The sequence below is a fragment of the Armatimonadota bacterium genome (genome assembly GCA_036504095.1).
GTDB lineage: Bacteria > Armatimonadota > DTGP01 > JAKQQT01 > JAKQQT01 > DASXUL01.
The window spans coordinates 1-21891 of the sequence record DASXVS010000072.1 but is presented as its reverse complement, the minus strand read 5'-3'; the positions used below and the strand labels follow the sequence as shown (position 1 = coordinate 21891).

Annotated in this window: 17 protein-coding genes; 12 read left to right on the top strand and 5 right to left on the bottom strand. The window is 62.3% G+C overall.

Annotated features, from left to right (window positions below; all coding sequences use genetic code 11):
* Positions 1-109: 109 nt before the first annotated feature.
* Complete coding sequence (locus VGM51_17250) at positions 110-1405, top strand: anaerobic sulfatase maturase (protein HEY3414788.1); 1296 nt, start codon at positions 110-112, stop codon at positions 1403-1405.
* Positions 1406-1441: 36 nt separating this feature from the next.
* Here VGM51_17250 and VGM51_17245 read toward each other — a convergent pair whose 3' ends face one another.
* Both VGM51_17245 and VGM51_17240 read right to left on the bottom strand, forming a co-directional pair.
* A complete protein-coding gene (locus VGM51_17245) occupies positions 1442-3484 on the bottom strand; it encodes a hypothetical protein (protein ID HEY3414787.1) in 2043 nt (680 codons plus the stop codon).
* An 83-nt stretch (positions 3485-3567) separates the two neighbouring features.
* Positions 3568-5214 carry a hypothetical protein gene (locus VGM51_17240; protein ID HEY3414786.1) on the bottom strand — a complete coding sequence of 549 codons (1647 nt, stop codon included), beginning with the start codon at positions 5212-5214 and terminating at the stop codon, positions 3568-3570.
* Positions 5215-5442: 228 nt separating this feature from the next.
* Here VGM51_17240 and pfkB point away from each other — a divergent pair, with 228 nt between their 5' ends.
* From pfkB to VGM51_17200, 8 genes are all read left to right on the top strand, one after another.
* Positions 5443-6369, top strand: coding sequence for a 1-phosphofructokinase (pfkB, locus tag VGM51_17235; GenBank protein HEY3414785.1), 927 nt, complete (start codon positions 5443-5445; stop codon positions 6367-6369).
* A 69-nt stretch (positions 6370-6438) separates the two neighbouring features.
* The gene (gene tatA / locus VGM51_17230) at positions 6439-6624 is read left to right on the top strand and encodes a twin-arginine translocase TatA/TatE family subunit (protein HEY3414784.1); all 186 of its coding nucleotides are present in this window, start codon (positions 6439-6441) and stop codon (positions 6622-6624) included.
* Positions 6625-6670: 46 nt separating this feature from the next.
* A complete protein-coding gene (locus VGM51_17225; protein ID HEY3414783.1) occupies positions 6671-6898 on the top strand; it encodes a twin-arginine translocase TatA/TatE family subunit in 228 nt (75 codons plus the stop codon).
* 78 nt (positions 6899-6976) lie between these two features.
* Positions 6977-8638 (top strand): arginine--tRNA ligase, encoded by a 1662-nt coding sequence (gene argS / locus VGM51_17220; protein ID HEY3414782.1) that lies wholly within the window; start codon positions 6977-6979, stop codon positions 8636-8638.
* A 46-nt stretch (positions 8639-8684) separates the two neighbouring features.
* The gene (locus VGM51_17215; protein HEY3414781.1) at positions 8685-9746 is read left to right on the top strand and encodes a hypothetical protein; all 1062 of its coding nucleotides are present in this window, start codon (positions 8685-8687) and stop codon (positions 9744-9746) included.
* Between the two features lie 36 nt (positions 9747-9782).
* Positions 9783-10589: a hypothetical protein gene (locus tag VGM51_17210; GenBank protein HEY3414780.1), complete on the top strand. Its 807-nt coding sequence runs from the start codon at positions 9783-9785 to the stop codon at positions 10587-10589.
* Between the two features lie 293 nt (positions 10590-10882).
* Positions 10883-12727 carry an ATP-binding protein gene (locus VGM51_17205; protein ID HEY3414779.1) on the top strand — a complete coding sequence of 615 codons (1845 nt, stop codon included), beginning with the start codon at positions 10883-10885 and terminating at the stop codon, positions 12725-12727.
* A 180-nt stretch (positions 12728-12907) separates the two neighbouring features.
* Positions 12908-14842, top strand: a complete 1935-nt coding sequence (locus VGM51_17200) for an HD domain-containing phosphohydrolase (GenBank protein ID HEY3414778.1) — start codon at positions 12908-12910, stop codon at positions 14840-14842.
* A gap of 79 nt (positions 14843-14921) precedes the next feature.
* Here the strand turns inward: VGM51_17200 and VGM51_17195 are convergent, their stop codons facing one another.
* Positions 14922-16280: a choice-of-anchor Q domain-containing protein gene (locus tag VGM51_17195; protein ID HEY3414777.1), complete on the bottom strand. Its 1359-nt coding sequence runs from the start codon at positions 16278-16280 to the stop codon at positions 14922-14924.
* Positions 16281-16304: 24 nt separating this feature from the next.
* Positions 16305-17132 carry a prepilin-type N-terminal cleavage/methylation domain-containing protein gene (locus VGM51_17190; protein ID HEY3414776.1) on the bottom strand — a complete coding sequence of 276 codons (828 nt, stop codon included), beginning with the start codon at positions 17130-17132 and terminating at the stop codon, positions 16305-16307.
* Positions 17133-17573: 441 nt separating this feature from the next.
* Here VGM51_17190 and rpoN point away from each other — a divergent pair, with 441 nt between their 5' ends.
* The 3 genes from rpoN (at position 17574) to VGM51_17175 (ending at position 21322) form a co-directional block, all read left to right on the top strand.
* The gene (gene rpoN, locus VGM51_17185; GenBank protein ID HEY3414775.1) at positions 17574-18974 is read left to right on the top strand and encodes an RNA polymerase factor sigma-54; all 1401 of its coding nucleotides are present in this window, start codon (positions 17574-17576) and stop codon (positions 18972-18974) included.
* Between the two features lie 76 nt (positions 18975-19050).
* A complete protein-coding gene (locus VGM51_17180) occupies positions 19051-19782 on the top strand; it encodes an ATP-binding protein (protein ID HEY3414774.1) in 732 nt (243 codons plus the stop codon).
* A gap of 64 nt (positions 19783-19846) precedes the next feature.
* Entirely contained in the window at positions 19847-21322 is a 1476-nt protein-coding gene (locus tag VGM51_17175; protein ID HEY3414773.1) for a sigma-54 dependent transcriptional regulator, read from the top strand.
* A gap of 67 nt (positions 21323-21389) precedes the next feature.
* On the opposite strand, the gene VGM51_17170 is transcribed toward VGM51_17175, so the two are convergent.
* The coding region (locus VGM51_17170; GenBank protein ID HEY3414772.1) for a hypothetical protein at positions 21390-21891 on the bottom strand (502 nt) is incomplete at its 5' end.

Below are 21891 nucleotides of genomic sequence, written 5' to 3'. Positions count from 1 at the left end.
CTGTCCGTCTGCCGACTGTTCTTTCTTCGGCCTTCCGGTGTTGAAAGAACAGGCGGGCCGTCCGGCGCACCCCATATGGCGCTTGCATTGCGCCGGCCGAGAGCGCAGCATGGATGAGATGCCTCTGGACATGCTGATAACCGGGCCGGGAAGTCCGCGCGAGTCGCGTCTCCCCTTCAATGTGATGGCGAAGCCGGCCGGCGCGTCGTGCAACCTCGACTGCAGGTACTGCTTCTACGTTCCCAAGGTGGCGCTCTATCCCGGAAGCCGGGCGCGGATGACCGACGACACCCTTACCCTCTATGTGCGCCAGATGATGGAGACGCACCCGGGGCCGGAGGTTCCGTTCGTATGGCAAGGCGGCGAACCGACCTTGCTAGGGCTGCCTTTCTATCAGCGGGCCATCGAGATTCAGCGGGAGCTGGCGCCGCCGGGAAAGAACGCCTCCAATTCACTCCAGACGAATGGCACCCTTCTCGATGACGATTGGTGCGCGTTCCTGAAGCAGAACCGCTTCCTCGTCGGCGTCAGCCTGGACGGGCCGCGTGAATTGCATGACGCCTATCGTGTAGACCGCCTCGGCCACGGCACGTTTGAGTCAGTGATGCGGGGCATACGCCTGCTGCAGAAACACAGCGTGGATTTCAACATCCTGTGCACGGTCCACGCTGCGAATGGCGATTTTCCCTTAGATGTGTACCGTTTCTTCCGGGATGGCGTCGGAGCCGACTGGGTGCAGTTCATCCCGATCGTGGAACGGGACGCAGATGGATCCGTCACCGAGCGATCGGTCGGCCCGGGGCAATTCGGCCGATTTCTGACCGGGGTCTTTGACGAGTGGGTGCGCCGGGATGTGGGGTGTGTCTTCATCCAGGAGTTCGAGGTGGCCCTCGGCGCCTGGGCCGGCCGGCCGCCAGGAATCTGCGTCCATGCGCCAACGTGCGGCGCCAACGTCGCGATGGAGCACAACGGTGACGTTTATGCCTGCGACCACTTCGTGGACCGCGAGCACCTCCTTGGCAATATCCGCGAAACGCGCCTTGATGACCTGGTCGGATTGCCGGTCCAGCAGCGCTTCGGCGTGGCGAAGCAGGCGACTCTGCCCAATGCCTGCAAACGCTGCGGCGTTCTATTCGCCTGTCAGGGGGGATGCCCGAAGGACCGCTTCTCGGTCTCTCCGTGCGGAGATACGGGACTGAATTATCTTTGCACCGGGTACAAGGCGTTCTTCGAGCACGTAGACCACCCCATGGAGCTGATGGCGGATATGCTCCTGAAGGGGACTCCGGCGGAGCGGGTGATGATGCTCCTGGCGGCGGAACCGGGGCCGTACTCAGCGGTTGGCCGCAACGACCCGTGCCCGTGCGGAAGCGGGCGCAAGTTCAAGAGATGCCACGGAGTGTAGAAATGGGATGGTCGGAGGGCGATGGTCTCGTCTCGATCAGATCGTCACTACGTCGGGCAATGATAGAGCGGATGGGTCGGCACAGGCTTCTCCGGTGAGGGGTTGCCAGCGGAACTCCGCGCTTTCCGCGACCGCCCGGAACCACGCTCCGCTGGGATCCACGGCGGGAAACCACCATGCGCTGGGCCGGGGCTGGCTGTGTTCCAGTGCCTGGTAGGTCATCCACGCGTCGTGCACCTGGCGTGCTTTCTCCAGTTCCGCCTCGCCTTCCAGAACCCGGATCCTGGCTGCCCTTTCGCCGACGCCGGGATCGTCCTGCAGTTCGCGACGTCGCACCGCAATCTCGGAACGTAGTGTCTCTGCATCGGCGATTTTCCGGCGGGTGTCGTTGATCCGTGCTTCGTACTCGGCACGGCGGCCCATCGCGGCGGCGAACTCATCCTCATCCCGCGGCGACGCGTCACGCAAAGGCATGACGCAGGCCCTCCAATGCTGACCCTTTTCCTGCTCCATCGCGCTCACATCCGCGCGTACGCGCCGCAGATCGTCCAGCACCCTGGCCCCTTCCGCGTTCACGCGCTGGATAAGGATGCCGTGCTGCGCACGCTGCGCTCGGAGCTCGCGGTATTCGGTTGCCCGATCCGTCCAGACGCCGTCCGCCGCGCCGGCGAGGTGGTCCATCCAGTCAACCGGCTTTTCGAAGCGCCGAATGGCCTTCAGGGATGCCTCCGCGTTTCGCACTGCACCCCGGAACCGGCGCTCGAACTCAGTGGCCGAGATACGATCCTCGCCGAAAATGCGCGCCATATGCGGAGGCAGAGCGAGATGGCCGCCCGCCTTCGAAACGTTGTCCCAGGGTTTCACGCCCAGGCGTAGAATGGGGTACAGCCGCAGCCCAAGCCCCTCGGCGTGCAGGAGCGCATTCCAGCGGCACGATCGCGTAACGTATGGTGAACCGGTCTCATTGAACAGGAAGATGTACTCCCCGGCGAGCATCGTGATGAGCACAACAGCCTTGCCAAGCAGGGCGACGCCGGGCCCGAGGCTATCTTCCAGCACGATGGCTAATTGTCGGCGGGAGGTGATGGGCCGTGCGAGCGATATGTCGATCGGCTCGTCGGTATCCACGTGCAACAGGTCAGCGCTCAGATGCAGCGTGCCGCGCCCATGGCCTGGGATGGCGATGTCGAAAGGCAGCGCGTCGGGACCGAAGCGGTCAAGTGTGGCGATCCCTCCGCCCCGGACGGCCCCGTTGTAATGCCGCTTGGCGATCGGTGCGGTGCGTGGGTCGAGAAACAGGTCCAGAGGCCGGAAACGCGCCCGGTTGGCGGTCCATCGGTTGAACTGAAGCAGCTCGGACGAGCGCGCGTACTCAAGGCCGGCCGGCTCATAGCCAAGCAGTGTCTGGTATATGCCCGGCAAGAGGTCCAGATAGAGGTCGGTCAGGGAAGCGTCCGGGTTGGCGCCAACGAATTCGACAACCCGCGCGCGCAGGCGTGTCGCGAACGGACCCAGCGGACGTTCGGCCACCCGTGAAGTCTCGGCCAGCGCCCAGTCAACCTGCCGGATCAGCGCGTCTCCCGCGTCACGAAGGGGCACGTCTCCGGCGAGGAGCCTGCGCCCTTTCGTCTGCGCCAGGCCGCGCCAGCCCCACGCTTGCGTCAGGTCATCGATGAAGCGTGTGCAATCCCCGGGGTCATAACCCGCATTCGCTGCCTGAATCACGCGGCAGAAGCGGACACCCTCTTCGGCGAGGGTGTGCACCGGGAGCGGGGTTTCAGCGCCCAGAAGAGAGTGCATTTCGCCCACAGCGGCCCACAGGTCGCGGGTGGATCCCTCATTGTGGGGCAGGACGTCGAACGGCTTAAAGCCGGGCGGGGGCTTGGGTAATCGGGAGAAATAATCCGTGTCCATGATGCCAAGCACGAGCCTCGTGCCCGGCGCTTCGGCGTCAAGCAATGCCTTGACCAGCGCCTTAAGTGGATCGTCCCACAGGGCGGTTTGGGCGAGCGTCAGGATGGGCGTGCCCTGATAATGCGCACGGAGGTCCCTGAGAATGGTACAGGCGGATTCAGTCATGGCTGCAACAGTTGATAGAACACTTTCGCGTTGGGAATCGGTTCCCCGTGATTCGCTTGGCTGCCCGGGGCTTCATGCACTCATTATGCAGGCAATTTCAGTATCGAGCGGAGGATTTCCGGCTCACGCTTTTCCATGGCGCTCGAAGTGAACCGGGTCACCAGCCAGTAGACCACCGTGCTGTAGGCGATCGAGGCGGGAAGGGTTGCCGCGAACCATACCGGCGAGATCCACTGCGCCGGAGCCAGGAACGCCGGCACCAATGGAGAGGCGACGAGCACGAAGACGACGAATCCCGCCACAGCGCCGGCGCAACCTATCAAGGCGGATCCTTGGGCGGAAGTGTACGGGTTGCGTCCCTTCTCCGGAAGCGGCATCGGGTTGAACACGCTGAACACATTGCCTTCCGCGAGGCCGATGAGCATCAGGCACTCGGTAACCACAATGGCGGGTAGCGCGAGGCTCCAGTGGCGGGCCAAACCGGCGATGAGTAGAGTGATGGAGGCGCAGAGCGGACTGAAGATCAGCAGCATCGCGATGTTCTTGCCAACCAGGATGGACATCCGCCGAACCGGCATGGTAAACAGCAGGCTCAGCCCGATGCGGTCCTTCGCGAGGACATTGGACGCCATGGACAGGATGAGAAGCACCATGGCGCCCATCGGCGCGACGAAGAGCCACGGTCCAACGTGTCGGAGATCGCCTAACGATACGTTGTTGCGGGTCGATGACAGCATGATGATCGGCATCAGTATCAGCCCTCCCGTCTGGCGGAGCATCTCGACCTTTGCCTGCGGATCGCGCGCAAATATCCGTAATTCGTTGTGGACCATCGCTGCCGTGGACGCCGACAGCCACCTCGGTGACTGCCAGGGTCTGCGCGCGCGGCGTGCCCGCTCCGGCCTCCCCTGGGCAACGCGGTCCAGCACCAGATCACCCGCCGACACCCGTTGTACCAGGGTGCCGGCCAGCGCCACCGTCGCCACGCAGATGGCGGCGAGAAGCGCCGCCCGCCACGCGAACTCGGTGAAGGCGGAGCGGCTGAGGGCTGCGACGGCATCCGCCGCCAGCCCGGACGGCAAATACTGCGTGAAGCGGCTGGGACGTGCCACCAGAAGCGACGGCGCCATGCGGTCCACCTGCCTGATTGTCAGCTGGTAAACCGCCCAGAAGATGGTGCCCGCGAGCGCCGCAAACACTTTCCAGAAATCGGCCACGCGCCGCGATTTGAGCAGCCCCCATAGCAGCGTCGCCAGCGCCTGGCTGAGCGCCACCGTGTGGAGAAGGAACAACAGAACGACGCCGGAAATCAGCGCCCTCGCGCCTGCATTTGTCCCCAGGGCGATGGGGATGGCGCACAGTGGTACCATCAACATGAGTACCGGCGGATCGATCGCGGATCCGAGGATGTTGGCGGTGAAGATGCGGCGCCCGCTCACCGGAAACTGCATCAGTTTCGAAACGTCGTAGCCTTCATTCAGCGATACGCCGAGAAGTGGGCCGAAGATCCACATGGCGTAAACGGCGGTCAATCCGGCGTTCAGCAGTTGGCGGTTGTTTTCCAGCGGCAGCGTCCAGAATGCCACCAGCGCGGCGAAGAACAATCCCAGGCTGAACGCCAGTGAAAATGGGAGGGTTATCAGCAAAGACACCAGAGTGCTCTTGCGCTTGCGGTAAAGAGCGAGCGTGAGGTGTATCTTCAGCCAGATGAGTGTGCGGATCTGGTCCATGGCAGGGTTGAGCTCATTGTAGCGCGGAGGGTGGCTTCAAGGTGTCGGGCGTCGGGGAGCGGGGGCACACACGTGTCACGAGTCGCCTGAAAACCAGTCACCTGACGCTGAACACGTGAACCCGCCTTGACCCTTCGAACGCGCCATCCCTAAACTGACGCATGCGTGACGGGAGGGGGCGGCCAGGCGAGGTCGTCCGCGTCTTGTCGCATTGAGGGCATCCCTTTGGTGCTGACAGTAACGCCGAACGCAGGGTTGGATCGAACCTATCTGGTGGACCAGTTCGCGGTTGATCGAGTTCACCGTCCATATGAGACCCGCGTGATGGCGGGCGGTAAGGGCGTGAACGTATCCCGCGTCCTGCAGACGCTGGGCACGGAATCGGTCGCAACCGGTTTTCTGGGGGGGCACACCGGACTGGAAGTGCGGGAGCGCCTGATCGCCGAGGGGATTCGCGACGCGTTCGTCACCGTGGAAGGCGAGAGTCGATTGTGCCTGAAGATTCTCGACACGAAGGCGCGCACGCAAACCGAGGTCAATGAAGCGGGACCGGTTGTCACTACCGAGGAGCAGGGAGCTTTCCGGGAACGGTTCGGTCTGCTGATGAACGATGTGAGCACTGTCGCTCTTTGCGGCAGCCTGCCGCCCGGAGTTCCGCCGGAGTTTATTAGCGACCTCGTGAAACTTGCCAAAGACCGCGGTGTGCGAACCGTGGTGGATACAAGCGGCGAGGCGTTGCGGCTGGCTCTGGAAGAAGCGCCGGATATCATCAAGCCCAACGCATTCGAGGTCTCGGAGCTGCTGGGTCGCGAGATTGAAACGATCGGCGAGGCTGCCGACGCGGGCCGTGAAATCCTGCGGCTTGGGGTGCATCTGGTAGCGATAACGATGGGGCGCTGCGGCGCGGTGATCGTAGACCAGAGCGGCGCATGGTTCGCAACGCCGCCCGAGGTGGAGTTCCGGAGTGCGGTTGGCAGCGGCGATGCGTTTGTGGCCGCGATGATTCACGTGCTGCAGGACGGCCGCCTGCCGGCCGATGCTTTGAGATATGCAACGGCGGCCGGCGCCGCGAACGCCGCGAGCTACGGATCAGGCGTCGTGGAACGCCATACCGTCGAGAACCTGGTGCCAAGGGTTACCGTCACACCATTGTGAGCGAGTCTGGCTGTGTCGCCGTACAACCGTCGCCAGTGAAGCCGGCTGAACGGTTGCGGGGAGCGAATCATGTTTGGCGGCGGGGAAATCATCGTAATAATGGCGGTTGCGTTTCTGCTGTTCGGCCCCCAAAAGATGCCGGAGATCGGGCGCAGCATCGGCAAAGCGATGCGTGAAATTCAAAAAGTGCGCGAGGAGTTTATGAGCGGCATAGATTCCGCCATGCGGGACGACGACCCGTCACGAAAACCATAGGCGCGCGGCTGTTTCCGGACTCTGGGCCGGATCTGGAGGAAAAGTGATGTCTGGATTGACGACGTTTGCATTCGGTAATTCACCGGCGGACTGGGCTATCATCGCAGTCGTGGCGTTGGTGCTTTTCGGCGCGAAGAAGCTGCCTGAGATGGCAAAAGGCCTCGGTGAAGGGATGAAAGAGTTCAAGAAGGCAGTTCGGGAAGTCAATGAAGATGAACCGACGCCCGCTCCGAAAGCCGAAGCCACGACCGAAGAGAAGAAGCCCACCGCCTAGTGACGCTGCGTGCGCGAACTGGGGATCTGGCCAGGCGCCGGTCTCCGCGCCTGTCCACGTCATTTTTCTGAGCCCCCTATGATAAAGACCCAACTCACATCCCTCCTGCAGTCCGCACTGGAAACGGCCGTTTCAAATGGCAGCCTGACGCTGGAAACCATTCCGGCCATCGAGATCATTGAGACTCCCAACAAGGAGTTCGGGGATTATGCCTGCAACGCCGCGCTCGCGCTGGCCCGCACCGCGCATAAATCTCCGCGGCAGGTGGCTGAAGCCATGAAGGCGAACATACCCGCCAACGACGTGCTCGACCGCGTGGAGATCGCCGGTCCGGGCTTCCTCAATCTCTATCTCAAACCCGATTGGCTGCTTGGGGCCGTACGCCGCGTGATGAAGGAAGGCGAACGGTTCGGGTTCAGCAGCCGTTTCGCCGGCAAGCGAGTGCTGCTGGAGTTCGTGAGCGCGAACCCGACCGGCCCGATCCTCGTGGTGCAGGGGCGCGCCGCGGCGCTGGGCGATGCCCTGGCAAACCTGCTCGCAACGCAGGGATATGAAGTTCAGCGCGAATACTACATCAACGACCACGGCAACCAGGTCAACAATTTCGGCCGAAGCGTCGATGCCCGATACCGCCAGTTGCTCGGCGAATCTGTGTCGGTGCCTGAAGACGGCTACCAGGGCGAGTATCTGATCGATCTCGCCCGCGAGATTCTGGCGGAGCAGGGTGACGGCCTGAAAGATATGACCGAGGAAGAACGGGCGGCGACGCTTGGCCGACTGGGCGTCCAGAAGGTCCTGGCGGCCCAGAAACGTTCGATGGAGGATTTTGGGGTCAAATTCGACCGCTGGTTCCCGGAAAGCACGCTCCATCCAGACGCCGTTCAATCGACCCTGGACGCGCTGAAGGCGGGCGGACATACGTATGAGAAGGACGGCGCGGTCTGGCTGCGGTCCACCGATTTTGAGGACGATAAAGATCGCCCCCTGGTGCGCGCGAACGGCACAACGACATATATCGCGGCCGACGCCGCCTATCACCGCAACAAGCTCGAGCGCGGGTTCGACCTGCTGATCGACATCTGGGGGCCGGACCACCATGGCTACATCGCCCGCACCAGAGCGGCGGTGGCCGCGCAGGGGTACGACCCCGAGCGCCTGAAGGTCATCATCCACCAGATCGTACGGTTGTATTCCGGCGGTGAAATGGTGGTCAGCAGCAAGCGCGCCGGGCGCGTCCTGCCCCTCGAAGAGCTTGTTGAAGAAGTGGGCGCGGACGCCGCAAGGTTCTTCTTTCTGATGCGCGATTTCCAGTCTCCACTGGACTTTGACCTCGATCTTGCGAAGAAGCAGAGCAACGAGAACCCGGTGTACTACGTTCAGTACGCCCACGCGCGGATCTGCAGCATCGAACGCAAGGCCAGGGAGCAGGGCGTGTCCGTGCCGGATCCCGCCACGGCGGACCTCAGCGTGCTCACCCACGAAACCGAGGTCGCGCTGATGCGGCAACTCGCGGATTACCCGGAGAACCTTGAGCGCTTCGCCGATGACTTCGCCCCGCATGGTCTGACGCGTACAGCGATGGAAATGGCGCAGTGTTTCCATCAGTTCTACACGCAGTGCATGGTTCTGGGTGATGACCCGGTGCTGACCGCCGCGCGGCTGACACTTACTTCCGCCACGCGTGTCGTCTTGCGAAACATCCTGAGCCTCCTCGGCATATCCGCGCCGGAGGCGATGTGAAGCCGGGGATCGGGCGTTGGGGGTTGGGGGATAGGGCAGGAACCGCATGAAACGATCCGCCCTCATACTGCTCGCTTTGCTCTGCTTCGCCGTACCCGCGTCGGCGCGGCGCCACCGGCGGGTCGTGCGGCATCGAACGTCGCATCGACGAATTGTCCGGCGCGGCGCTTCCCGCCGGCCGGGCCTCAAACCCATTCCAACACCGGCAATCCAGCCCGTGCGCAACATCGCGCTCTTCGTGGCGTACGGCTATGACGGCGCCGACTGGGCGACGGTGCGGGCAGCGAGGCCGGACGGCTATACCGCGTGGGATCGTATGCCGGTGACGGGCGTAGCTCTCCCGACCGGGACCGGGCCGTGGCTGTCGGATGCCATTGGTACGATGTTGGCGACGGGGATCGAGGGATCGGCGGAGTCCTTGCCGCCGACGCTTGCCGGGCGCGCGAAGCAGGCCGGGAAGAGCGTAGCGTTGGTTGGGGCGGGCGATGTTACGGCGGCGCTGCCCGCCTTCCTCGCCGTTGCCGCTCGCAGTGAATCCGGCACGCAGACGCTTGGCCGCCTCGCAGCGAACCGTTTCGACGCCTTGTTTGCCCGATCAGCTCCGTCGGACCTGAATCCATCAATCGACACGCTGGGATACCGGGTTCTCGTCGATCCGCAGGCGATTCTGATGGCGGAGACCATGCCTGTGCTGGCCACCGCTTCGGCCGGGGCCGTTCCGTTCGACACGCTTGCCTTCCGAGCGATCCACCTCGCCGCAAAGAACGCCAGGGGATTCGTGTTGTTGGTCGGCGCAACGAAGCCGGACATCGGGCCGGTGGAATTCAGCGCCGCGGCGACCGTAGCCCTCAACTATGCCCGGAAGGACAAGCGCACCCTTGTCCTCATCGCGCTGTGCGAGCCCCAGGGCGATTGCCTGCTGTATGCGGATGGAATGTCCGCCCGCAAGTTCGGGGGAACGCTTATGTTGACCGATGTGCCGAAGATTCTTGCCGGCGTGGCCGCCATCAAGGGGATGCCTCGCAATTTCAGCGCGCTGTATTTCCCTCGCCTGGCGCCGCAATCCCCAGCCCCGCATGGACGAGGAATCGTTCCGCTGCCGTGGTGACGCCCTGCTCTCAGCTTTTGAAAGCCAACTGACCCAATGATATCCTGGCCTCCGAGACCCGATGACACCCCCATCAACTGGGGGGATGAGCCCGTTGAGCCGCCGCCCCCGCCGTCCGCAGGGCGTTCCATCAGGCTGGCGTTTTCGTCCGCCTACGATTACGCGGGTTCTGCGATAGCCTCGAGCATTATCGCGTTCGTGGTGTACTACACCGCGGTCGCCATCCTCATCGGCGCGTTTCTTCGACTGGGTACCACTCATCGTCAATCGGGCGTGTTCATCCTCGGCCTCGTCGTTCTGCTTGGGCCGATCGTGCTGGGACCGTTCACAGCCGGTCTGTACACGCTGGCGCACGCGATGTTCAATCGCGACGACCCACACGTGTTCGACATGTGGCGAGGCGCTGTCAAACACATTCGCTCCTCCTGGGCCCTGGCATACGCTCAGACCCTGGTCACCACGGTCCTCGTCGGAGACCTCTATTTCCTTCTCACACGGCCGGGCGTCGCGCTCAAGGTCATCGGCGTGATCGTCGGTTACCTTCTGCTCTTCTGGCTGATGATGCTCGTGTACCAGTGGCCGCTGCTGGTGGAGCAGGGGAAGCCACTCAAAACCACGGTTCTGCGGTCTGCGTTGCTGGCGGCGCACAACCCGTTCTACACGCTCGCCTTCTGCGTGGTGGTTCTGCTGATGCTGGCCTTGCCGCTCTACCTGTTCGTCAGTTACCCGGCCGGCGCCGCATCGCTGATACCGGTTTCGCTGATGTGGAGCATCATCATCGCGTCGCTTCATACCTCCGCCACGCTGGAAATCCTGCGCAAATACCCGGATCCGTCCGAGTAAAATCACTGCGCCGCGGATGCCGGTACACGGGCTTGCCCCCGGGGTGGCCGCGCGCTATTGTCCGGTGGTAAAATGGCGCTAACGTCAGCGGTTTAAGCGAGATGATCGCAAATGGTGCAGGATTTGCGCAATTGCGTCGATACTTTGGGATGGCGCGCCCGCAAGAGGTTGCATGCTTGCTCGGTCGTATGGTATGATATGCTATACCCCTGGGCTCCGAAGACTCCGTCAGCGGGGCGGCCGGTACTGGCGTTGGAATGAACAAGTCTCCCCTGGCTGTTTATGAGACACTGATGAACGACATGCCTTTCGGCATGGCGGTTGTTGACTGTCGCGGCGTGATACTCCACCGAAATTCCCGCCTGTCCGAGGCATTTTCCCTCGACGCCAACGGCGAATCCCCGAACATCCGGAGTTTGCTGCCCGCGCTTCCAAGTGGCGAGTGGGATGCTTTGTCCCTCGGCAGGACGCTTCAATGGGAAGGCCGCATCGACCTGTCCGGAGGGGTGTGCGACGTGCGGATTGCATCGCGACCCCTCCCCGAGACGGAAGCGCATCTCGTCACAGTGATCGACATCACCCACGAGCGTGAACGGGAAAGCCTTCTGGCCGCCGCCCTGGAAGCGCGCCGCGAGGTTTCGCAGCTTCAGGATTACTACCGCACGATTCTGGATAACGCTCCCGATGGGGTCTTCGTCACGGACGCGGACGGTATGGTCCGCTTCTGGAATCGCCGGATGGAGGAGTATTTCGGCGTTCCGGGCGACAACATCGTCGGCAAATGCCTTTTTGACGAAATCCATTGCTGGCAGGCGCACACCGCTGCCTTTCAGCGGGTGCTGGATGCCGGAGACCCCGTGCAGATTGAGCGCGTCAGCCGCAGCAACCACCTCGGCGCCTCTGTCGTGGAGTCGATCAGTTTCCTGCCTTTGAGCTGCAATGGAACGCTGGACGGTGTGTTGGGGCGCGTGAGCAACGCCACTCAGCAGGCGGATCTCGAGCGGCAGCTCATCAAGAGCGAGCGCATGGCCGCCGTGGGTGAACTGGCGGCGGGGGTGGCGCACAACTTCAACAACATCCTGGCCGGAATCGGCGGTGACGCCCAGTTGCTGCGCATGATCGCAGAAGAGGATCACCTGGGCGAGTCCGTGATCAACAGCGCGGACATGATCTATCGCGAGACCATGCGCGGCGGTCGCATCGCACACGATTTGCTCTCGTTCGCCCGCGGGCAGGAACCGTGCCTCAGCGAAGTCGACGTCAGCACCATCGTGGCCGAAGCGGTCCGCTTGTCCAGAACGTATCCCCAGGCCTCGGATGTTGAGTTTCGTCCGCAGGTGCCTTCCGGCCTCCCACGGGTGAGCGCGGACCCCAACCAGCTTCATCAAATATTCTTCAATATCATCCTCAACGCTATCCAGGCGATGCCGCATGGCGGATCGTTGACGGTCGATTCGCGAATCGTATCCCGCGAGGACGGGCGTCCCCGCATGGAGATCCGCTTTGAGGACACGGGCATCGGCATTCCGGAGGAGTTGCTGGGCAAGATCTTCGATCCCTTCTTCACCAACCGTCGAAGCGGCTCCATGGGAACGGGACTTGGCCTTAGCGTCAGCCAGTCGATGGTTCGGGGCATGGACGGCGACATCTTCGTGGAGAGCGAAGTCGGGCGCGGCACAACGATGGTCGTGGTTCTGCCGATCGTTGAGCGCCGCCGCAGACCGAGAATCGGCGAAAAGCCCAAGAAACGCATCCTCATCGCGGACGATGAACCGACTATCCGGCGGACGCTCAGCGCGTTCTTGAGCCGGAGCGGATACCACGTCATCTCGGCGCGCGACGGGGTGGAAACCATGGGCATACTCGACGATTCCGAAGCGGAGTTTGGCCTCCTGATCGTCGACCTCCTGATGCCCCGCGTGGGCGGCGCAGAGGTTGTTCGACGGATGAAGACAGCCCGCCCGAACCTGCCGGTGATCGTGCTCACCGGCGTTGCCGGTGCGGATGACCTGCAACAGGTGGAGGCGCTTGGCGTGCCGACCGTGTTGCGCAAACCGGTGAACTTCGATGAACTCCTCAAGACAGTGGAGACCCTCGCCGGACCCGCGGAAATCCCCGTCCTCGCCGTCTCGAACTGACCTTCCCGGACGTTTGTAACGCCCTTCCGCTTGAGCACCTCCACCCGCCCATGGCGGGCATCACCCGCAGGTTGCGTCTTTCTGTGTACTTCCAAGGCAGGGCAGTCGTGGAAGCATCCTAATACGGGATGAATCACCGCGGCGTGTCGCGTGCGACCATTTCCGTAGTCGGGACTGTTCATGCCTGCGATGGTGCTTCGAAAACTGCCCAGAATTGCACAGATCGCCCTGCTGGCCAATGCAGGCGCGGCAATCGTCGCGACCGCCCTGGCTCCGCGATACTGGGTGCCGATTCCCCTGTGGCAGGTGGTGGCGGCGATCGTCATCTGCTGCGCGCTGGACCTGGTCACATTCCGGGTCGGTGTCGAAAACGCTTTCGCCACTCTCGGTTCTGTAGGCACCATGGCGGTCTTTGTGCTGATGGGCCCCGCCTGGGCGCTGGTGGTGTGCATGGCGCAGGGGCTGACGATCCTCTTCATTCAGGATTTCTACATCAGGCTCTTGCGCCGCCCGAGGCGGCCGGTGCGGCCGATAGCCGTGATCCACGGCGTCACGAATGCCATGACGGCCGGTTTCTGCGCTTCCTGGCTCTATCTCCGGGTTGCGGGACACCTGGGATTCGAGGTGTCGGGCCGGTGCGTGATGGGAGCATTGATCGCGTTGGTCGCCAGCTTTGTGATCAACACCAGTTCCGTTGTGGCGATTACCCACCGCCAGGGCGGCCCGGCGCCGTGGACGACGTGGCGCGAGAACTTCCGTGACACTTTTCCCCACGAGCTGTTCTGTGGCGCTTCGTCACTCCTGTTCGTCTCCGCGGAGCAACAGAAGACAGGATTCTGGCTGGCCGCGATGGTTCTTGTGCCGACAATCCTCCTGCAGCGATCGTACTCCTACTTCCACAATCGGATGCGTATCGATCTTGAGCAGACCAACGCGTTGCTGGAAATGAACGATTCCCTGATCTCCAGCATCGCGACGGCTATTGAAGCGAAGGACCATTGCAGCTGGAAGCACGTTTTCGGTGTTCGCATTTACGCCGAGGCGATGGCGCAGCGGCTTCACCTGTCGCAGAATGATAGAGAAGCCGTGCGTTGCGCCGCGATGGTTCACGATATCGGCAAGATCGGCGTTCCGGAGCATCTGCTTCGCAAGTCCGGGCCCCTCACCCCATCCGAGTTTGAGGAGGTGAAGAAGCACGTGGAGGTCGGGGCGTCGATCCTTCGGCCGGTGCCGTTCCCGTGGCCCGTCGTGGAACTGGTGTACTCGCATCACGAGCGCTGGGACGGGAAGGGCTATCCAAAGGGACTGGCGGGCTCCACGATTCCCATCGGCGCGCGGATCCTCGCCGTGGCGGACGCAATGGACTCGCTCATGGGCGAACGGCCCTATCGCCCCGCGCTTACCGAAACCAGTGCGCGGGACGTTGTGCGCGGCGGAGCGGGCACCCAGTTCGACCCGGTGGTGGTGGCGGCCCTGATGGACGTGATCGAGGAGTGCCGTCCCCAGCGCGCGGCGCTGGATGAGGATGCCGGCGGATCCGGTCTGAAGCCGGACCGTATCGACAACGAAACCATGACGCAGATCTCGCGCGCCAACACGGACTTTGCGACGCTTACGGACCGCTTGCAGCGAACCGAGGAGCTTGCGTATCTGGACCCGCTGACGTCGCTGCTCAACGCGCGGGCGATGTACGCCATCCTGGAGGACCGCGCCCTGCGGGCCGCGCTCTCCCACGAAGCGTTCACGATCATCCTCATGGACCTGGACAACTTCAAGATGGTCAACGACTCCATGGGCCACCTGGAAGGGGACTGCGTGCTGCAAAGGGTCGCACAGACGATGCAGGCCTGCCTCCGGCCCGACGACGTGCTCTGTCGCTACGCTGGGGACGAGTTCGTTCTGGTGATCGAGCAAGTGTCATCGGAAATCCTCGGCGCCTTGCGAAACCGCCTCGTCGCCTCCGTTGAGGTGGTGGGGAACGAACTGGGATTGCCGCTGGGGGCGAGCGTCGGCTGCGCCACCCTGCCGGAAGACGGCCTCAATGCGCGCGATCTGCTGGACATGGCAGACCGCCGCATGTACCGCGACAAGGCGGCCCGCAAAGCGACGGGGTGAGCGGATACGATGAGCGTCCCCTCGGATGCGCTTCCTCCGCGTCGTGGGCCGTCCGTTGATACCGTACAACCTCTTCGATTCAGGGATTCTGCTCCAACCCTGCAGCCTTTCGCGCCAGACGGACGGCATCCCGCATGTTCACACCGTTTCCCGCCTCAACGTCAAGTCGCGCCGAGAGGTCAGGCGTACCCGCGGATAGCCCGCCCCACAACCTGAGTGCGCCGGCGACGTCTCCCATTGTGAAGCTGCTTCCGCCGAATTCATAGGCCCCGATGTCCACGTGCGCGCCCTGGATGCGCGGTTTGCCGACCGCATCCGTGTCACCGGACTGCACATAGGCATCGTTGCCCGCGTCGATAAGGGGTGACGTGGCGGCCAAGTGGAAATCCCCCTTGCGGCTCACCAACTGGGGGTCCACCGAGATATTGCCCTGGAAGCCGGTGGCATCCTTGAGTATCACTGGGTAATTGCCACCACTGTTTCCATATACGCAGTTATTGAAGAGGGTCACCGGATCGGCAGTCTGGCTGTACTCCCCAGGCACCATGCCGTACTTGTTGAAGGCCACCAAATTGTTCGCCACCACACAGTCCCCGAGCATACTGGGGTAGACCAGCCCCTTTAGCGCTGAACCCACAACCGTGTTGTTCACGATGATCGCGCCCGAGCCACTTACATGCAGTTCGGCGCCGACTGCTACGTTGCTGGCAACGTACGCGTTCGATCCGCCGACCTCAATTGCGTAATTTCCGGTCGAGACGTAGTTACCGATCACGATTGGCGAGGCCGGGCCGGCGTAGGGGTCACCATAGCCGCACCAGATAGAACCGCCGGTCACGGTGTTGCCCTGCACGATGGGATTGCCGCCGCCAATGAAGATCGACGGGCTTCCTCCAAACCCGACGAATGTGTTGTAGAGAATGCGCGCATCGGATGCCGGGTAATTGTTACTATCTGTACCGATTCCCGGCGCAGTGCCCTGAAACGTATTATGGCTTACGGTCGGCGAACCACCTGACAGATTGATGTGAAACGCCGAATTGAAGATGAAGCCGTCGATCACGGAAACGGGACTGACGGCAGCAGTGATATTTATCCCGGTGAAACCCGTGCCAGACATCAGGCTTGGGTGCAGTTCAGGATCTCGCTGCGTGCGTTCGGACTCTGTGCCGGCGAAGCCGCCGTAAACGGACGTATCCTGGGAGAGCTCGAAGGCGCTGGTGTAGGTGCCTGCTGCCACCCATATTTCGTCACCCGCGTTAGCCGCCGCCACGGCGTCGGGAACGGCAAGGTAGGCTGTCAGCCAGGACAGCCCATCGTGAGCCGGTCCTTCAGCCCCCTGCGAAACATGCAGAACCGCCGCCGCTGTGGGAGGACAAAGGACCGGTTCGAGAGCAAAGGAAAAGATCCCGACCAACATCAGAGCCTTGACATTCATGGCTGTCTCCTTCGAAGCATCTGTTCACCTTGACCCCCGAGACCAAGCGGCCATCTCATCCGCGTCGCGTCCCCTGAGCGTCTTCTTAGCGACATGGCTGTCACAATAAAGCACGTTGTACTGGCCGGGGCTGGAGTAAACGCTATCGTCTGGCTGGTAAGGTCCATGCCATGGGCGGCCCTCGCAGAGCAACCAGGCCAGCGAAGGGCGTTTGACGGCAGACGCCGGCAATCCCGCAAGTTCCCCTATATAGAACCGGCTTATCCCTGCGCCTGCATAGCCGTAACTGGTACCGCCGACTCCCTGGCGCACATCGGAAAAGGGAAGGGTGCGATGCCCGTATCCGCCTTGGCCGCGCCAGAAGGTTTCACCGATGTCCGACGGACACCTCCAGATCGCATCGTTACTAACGTATGGATTCAGGACTTCGCGAATACACGGACTTGCACCCTCGCGGTGAATGATGTCTGGGAAATATGCCCAAGGGTACCTGTCGTCGAAATCAGCCATGTAGGTCCTCGTCGCAACACCCTGTTGCCGCATATTGGAGATGCATTGTGTTCGGCGGGCGCTCTCCTGTGCGCGGGCAAAGACCGGGAATAGGAGGGCCGCCAGTAGTGCTATTACCGCGACGACCACAAGTAACTCGATGAGCGTGAACGCACGGTATCTGTTCATCACGGTACCTAAATCGGTGCCGTCGGCCAGGAGGTAGTGCCGCTCGGTGGCGGAGCGCCGCGCGGTGATCTCACGCACGGCGGGGACGTAGACTGGCCCCGCTACTGCGGGGGGGGGGGCAAAAAGGGTGGCCGCGATGGCGGCCAGGGGGTACCACACAACATGTCGCTTCATGCGAAACTCCTCTGCCTTCGAATACGAAGTGGTAGAAACCAGACAGAAAGTTGCGCCGGTTCGCCTTTGAGCCGGTGGGGTGGGTTGTCGTGGCGGCAGGAGTGCCGCCCAAGTTCAGAGCCCTTACCGAATCACAGAGGCCGCTTTCACGTTGCGCCGTTGCAGCGCCGGCTTCAGTGATATGGAAATTACACCCCCGTGATGGGAAGGCCGTCAATCGAAATGTTGATAAACAGTGAGGCTTTCATAAGCACCAGTCACCTGTTCGATACCGGCCTAGCGGTTTTCCTCCAAAATACCTGCTTGCAAGCTCGCCCGTTTGCTGGTAGAATAGGGCATAATCATCTACATACCGTTTGGCATACAACTTGCACAAACTGAACTCAGACCTCCTCGATCGCCCATATCGAGCCGTATGAGCCGTAGGGAGCCGTCCGAATTATGCAATCGCAAACACAGGGCCTGCGTACACAGTTAAAGGCTGATCCCCGCATGATCCTGGCCAATTCCATCCTGCACATGTCGTGCATGGAGTTGCAGGCCAGCATCGAGCAGGAAATACTGGAGAATCCTCTCCTGGAGCGCGCGGAAGAAGAATACTGCGAGCGGTGCGGCGAGATCGTCGGCCGTTGCCGGTGCGCGACCTCCATCAAAGATATCCGTGCCCTTGAAGATGCCCCTTCGCCGAATTACGAACCGATCGCGGAATCTTACCAGGGGGAATGGCTCGATCCCCTGACCCTTGTCGAAGAGCGGACCAACCTGGCCGATCACGTGTTGTGGCAGGCCCGCGTCGCCGCGGATCCGGCGCTGCACCCCATCATCGAGTACCTCGTGTGCAGCCTCAAGCCGAGCGGCTATCTGGGCGTGCCCATCGAAGAGGCCGCCGTGTCGTTGGGCGTCCCGCTGGCCCGCATCGAGGAAGCGCTCAAGGTGATACAGGGGCTCGATCCGGCCGGGGTTGGTGCGCGCGACCTTCAGGAATGCCTCCTGTTGCAGGTCACTGCCGCCGAAGCGGACGGCAGTGTCCCGGCGTGTGTCCGGCCCATCCTGACCGACTGCTGGAAAGCGCTCTCAGCCAACAAGGTGGATGTCATCGCGCGCCAGCTGAAACTCTCACGCGCCGTGACCGATGAGGGCGTCCACTGGATACGAACGACCCTCAGTCCCTATCCGGGCGAACGGTTCCGGACGCCGTGGGAGCACGATCTGCATCGGAGCACCGCGTCGGTGAGGCCCGATGTGATCATCCAACTCGTGGACGATGGCGGATTCACCGTAAGCGTGGTGGACCACGAGCGAACGCAGCTTCACCTGAATCCGACGTATACGCGGCTGTGGCGCCAGATGCAGAAGTCTCCCCGGTCGTTCCCGGAGGCCGAGCGCAAGATGCTCAGCGAGTACTGGATACGCGCGCAGATGTTTCTCCGCAGCCTCGGCCAGCGCCGGGAATTGCTTCTTCGCGTAACAGAGTGCCTTCTTGAGGAACAAGAGGAGTTCTTTCGCAGTCAGAATTCTCACACGCTTCAGCCACTGACGCAGACGAAGTTGGCAAGTATATTGCGCGTACATGAATCGACCATCAGCCGGACAGTGGCGGACAAGTTCATGCAGCTGCCGGATGGCGATGTGATGCCGTTCAGCTATTTCTTCGGCCGCGCCACCAATGTGAAACAGGAAGTCGCGGCGCTGATCGCGGAGGAAAACCCGCGGGTTCCGCTGAGCGACCAGAAGATATCGGATATCCTGAATGAACGCGGCTTTTGCGTCGCACGCCGTACGGTGATGAAATATCGGGAGGAATTGAACATCCTCTCCACTCGCCAGCGAGCACGGTGCTAGGACGGGGATACGGAGTCCGGGGTTGCACCCCGGCGCCGGACTCCGCTGCCGGCTCTCAGAACCAAGGACACTCGCAGTGATAGACGTAATCGATGCAACTGCCCTGTCGCCCAACGAAGGCACGGGGAGGCTGTATGAGCTGGCCGCTCTCGGCGAGTTGTCCGCCGTCCTCGCGCACGAATTGCGCAATCCCCTCAGCAGCATCAAAGGCGCCGCACAGATATTACTCCAGGAATGGGGGAACCAGAAGCCCCAGAGCGAGTTTCTTGGAATAATACTGGACGAGGTGGAGACGCTGACAGCCCTCACGACCGAGTTCCTCGATTTCGCCCGGCCCCTATATCCCGAACTGGCCTGGGCCTCTTGGAACGAAACGGTGGAACGGGCGATTTCATCAGTTCAGCCATTGGCCGAAACGGCCGATATTGATATAGACTTCGTGGCGACACCGGGCCTGCCGACCGTGCTTGTGGACAGGTTCCAGGTAGAACGCGCCATCCGTAATCTGTTGCTCAATGCGATCGACGCTACGCTCCGCTACGGACGGGTGAGCGTCCATACAGATACCACGCCCAACGGTGTGGCTGTTGAGGTGACGGACTACGGGCGCGGCGTTCCGCCCGAACAACTAGCGCGTATTTTCGTGCCGTTCTTCACTACAAAACTGACGGGGACGGGGCTCGGACTGCCTGTGGTGCGCAAGATCGCCCAGAATCACGGTGGCGATGTCGAGGTGTCACGCAATGACGGCCCCGGAATGACATTCACGATACACCTGCCCGCGTCGGGCGACGGACCGCCGGAGTAGCCTTCAGGCCGCTCCAAAGTAAGCCTCCGCCCCGACTTTCCCTGGCCGGTGCGGAGTCTTTTTTATGGATCAGCCACTGGGTCGCCTGATCGTGGTAGATGATGAACCGAACATCTGCCGCGTCTTGAGCAGCCTCTTCGAGCGCGCGGGCTACGTCGTCACAACATACGGGAACGCCATGCAGGCGCTGGACGCGATGAGTGACGACCTGGTGGACGCCGTGATAACGGACCTCATGATGCCGGAGATGAGCGGCATCGAATTCCTTCGCGCCCTCCGTGAACGCGGCCTGGACCAGCCCGTGCTGATGATCACCGCCCACGGCAATGTGGATACCGCCGTGGAGGCCATGAAGGCAGGCGCGTTCGACTACGTGAGCAAGCCGTTCGACGCCGAGGAGATGCGCCTGAAGATCGAGCGCGCGATCCGGCAGTACAGCCTGCAGCGCGAGAACGATTACCTGCGGACCGAATTGCGCACGCGGTACAAATTCGACAATATCATCGGCTCCAGCGCGGCGATGCAGGAAGTATACGGGCTCATCACCAAGGCGGCGCGGAGTAAGGCGAACGTGTTGATCCGCGGCGAGAGCGGCACGGGCAAGGAACTGGTTGCCCGCGCCCTGCACTACAACAGCCCGCGCGCCAACAAGAAATTCATCCCGGTTTCGTGCGCGGCCCTCCCAGCCGAGATCCTCGAAAGCGAGCTCTTCGGCCACGAGAAGGGATCGTTCACCGGCGCGCTCTGGCAGAAACCCGGCCGCTTCGAACTGGCGGACAACGGCACCCTGTTTCTGGATGAGATCGGTGATATCCCGCCAAACGTCCAGATCAAACTGCTCCGGGTCCTGCAAGAGAAGGAGTTCGAGCGTGTGGGCGGCATCAAGCCGCTGAAGGTGGACGTGCGGCTGCTGGCCGCCACCAACCACAACCTGGAAGAAGCCGTCACCACGGGCGCCTTTCGGGAGGATCTTTACTACCGTCTGCGCGTTATCCAGATCACCATTCCGCCGCTCCGGGAGCGTCCGGAGGACGTGCCGTTCCTGGTGGAGCATTTCATCAAGAAGTTCGGCCAGCAGGACAACCGCAAAATTCGCACGGTGGAACCGGCCGCTATGGATCTCCTTCAGCGCTACGACTGGCCCGGAAACGTCCGCGAATTGGAAAACGCGATGGAGTACGCCGTTGTGATGTCGGACGAAGGCGACACCGTGATCACGCCCGAGTTGCTGCCGCAGAACGTCCAGCTGAATCAGGGCGTGCGCCGCATCCATCCCGCGCCGGCCTACCAACCGGCGGCTTTGCCCCCCGCGGCGGCTCCGCCCGCGCCCCCACCCGTCGCTGCGGTGGAGGCGGACGGCGCTGAGGACGATTCCGCCGGCGGCGACTTCACGGGCGCGGTGGCCGAAACCGAGAAGAAGATGCTGCGCGATGCGCTGGACAAGACCAACTGGAACCTCACCCGCGCCGCCGAACTGCTGGGCATCTCATTCCGCAGCATGCGGTACAAGGTGAAGAAGTTCGGCCTCTCCCGGGACTGACGCTGGTCGTCAACACAAAGAAAAAGGGGCCGGGCATCCACAAGGACGCCCGGCCCGGGGGCAAACATCACATGTTCGGCCTGCCTTGGTCACCACGCGCCTGGAGGAGCATTTCCGATATCTTCCTGGCTTCCATCACAAGCCGTCCCGCCCGCATCAGGTCCGTCATCTGCTGCCGCTGATCGTCGGACAACTCTGAGAAGTAGAGGTCACGTCCTTGCAGTTCCGTGGCTGTGCGCTTTGCCTCGTTCGCGACCGCATCGGCGAAGTGGCCGAGTTCCAGAGCGCCTCGCCCATCGAGGGGGTGTCCGTCGTCCGGTGTGTCCTTTCCCAGCCAATCCATCGCGGCGTTTACGCGATCCATCGGCGCCGCCTTGTCCGGAAGGGCATCCTGTAGCACCGTGACACCCTGAACCTTGAACGCATCCTTGGAGTATTGGCGGGCGGCGGACTCCAGCAGGTTGCGCGTTTGCCCGTCGTTCAGGTCGAACGACATAGGCGCTTTGCTTGTGTTGGCGAACAGGAGGTCGGACTTCGTCTCACGGTGAAGGCGTTGCATCGTCGTGTAG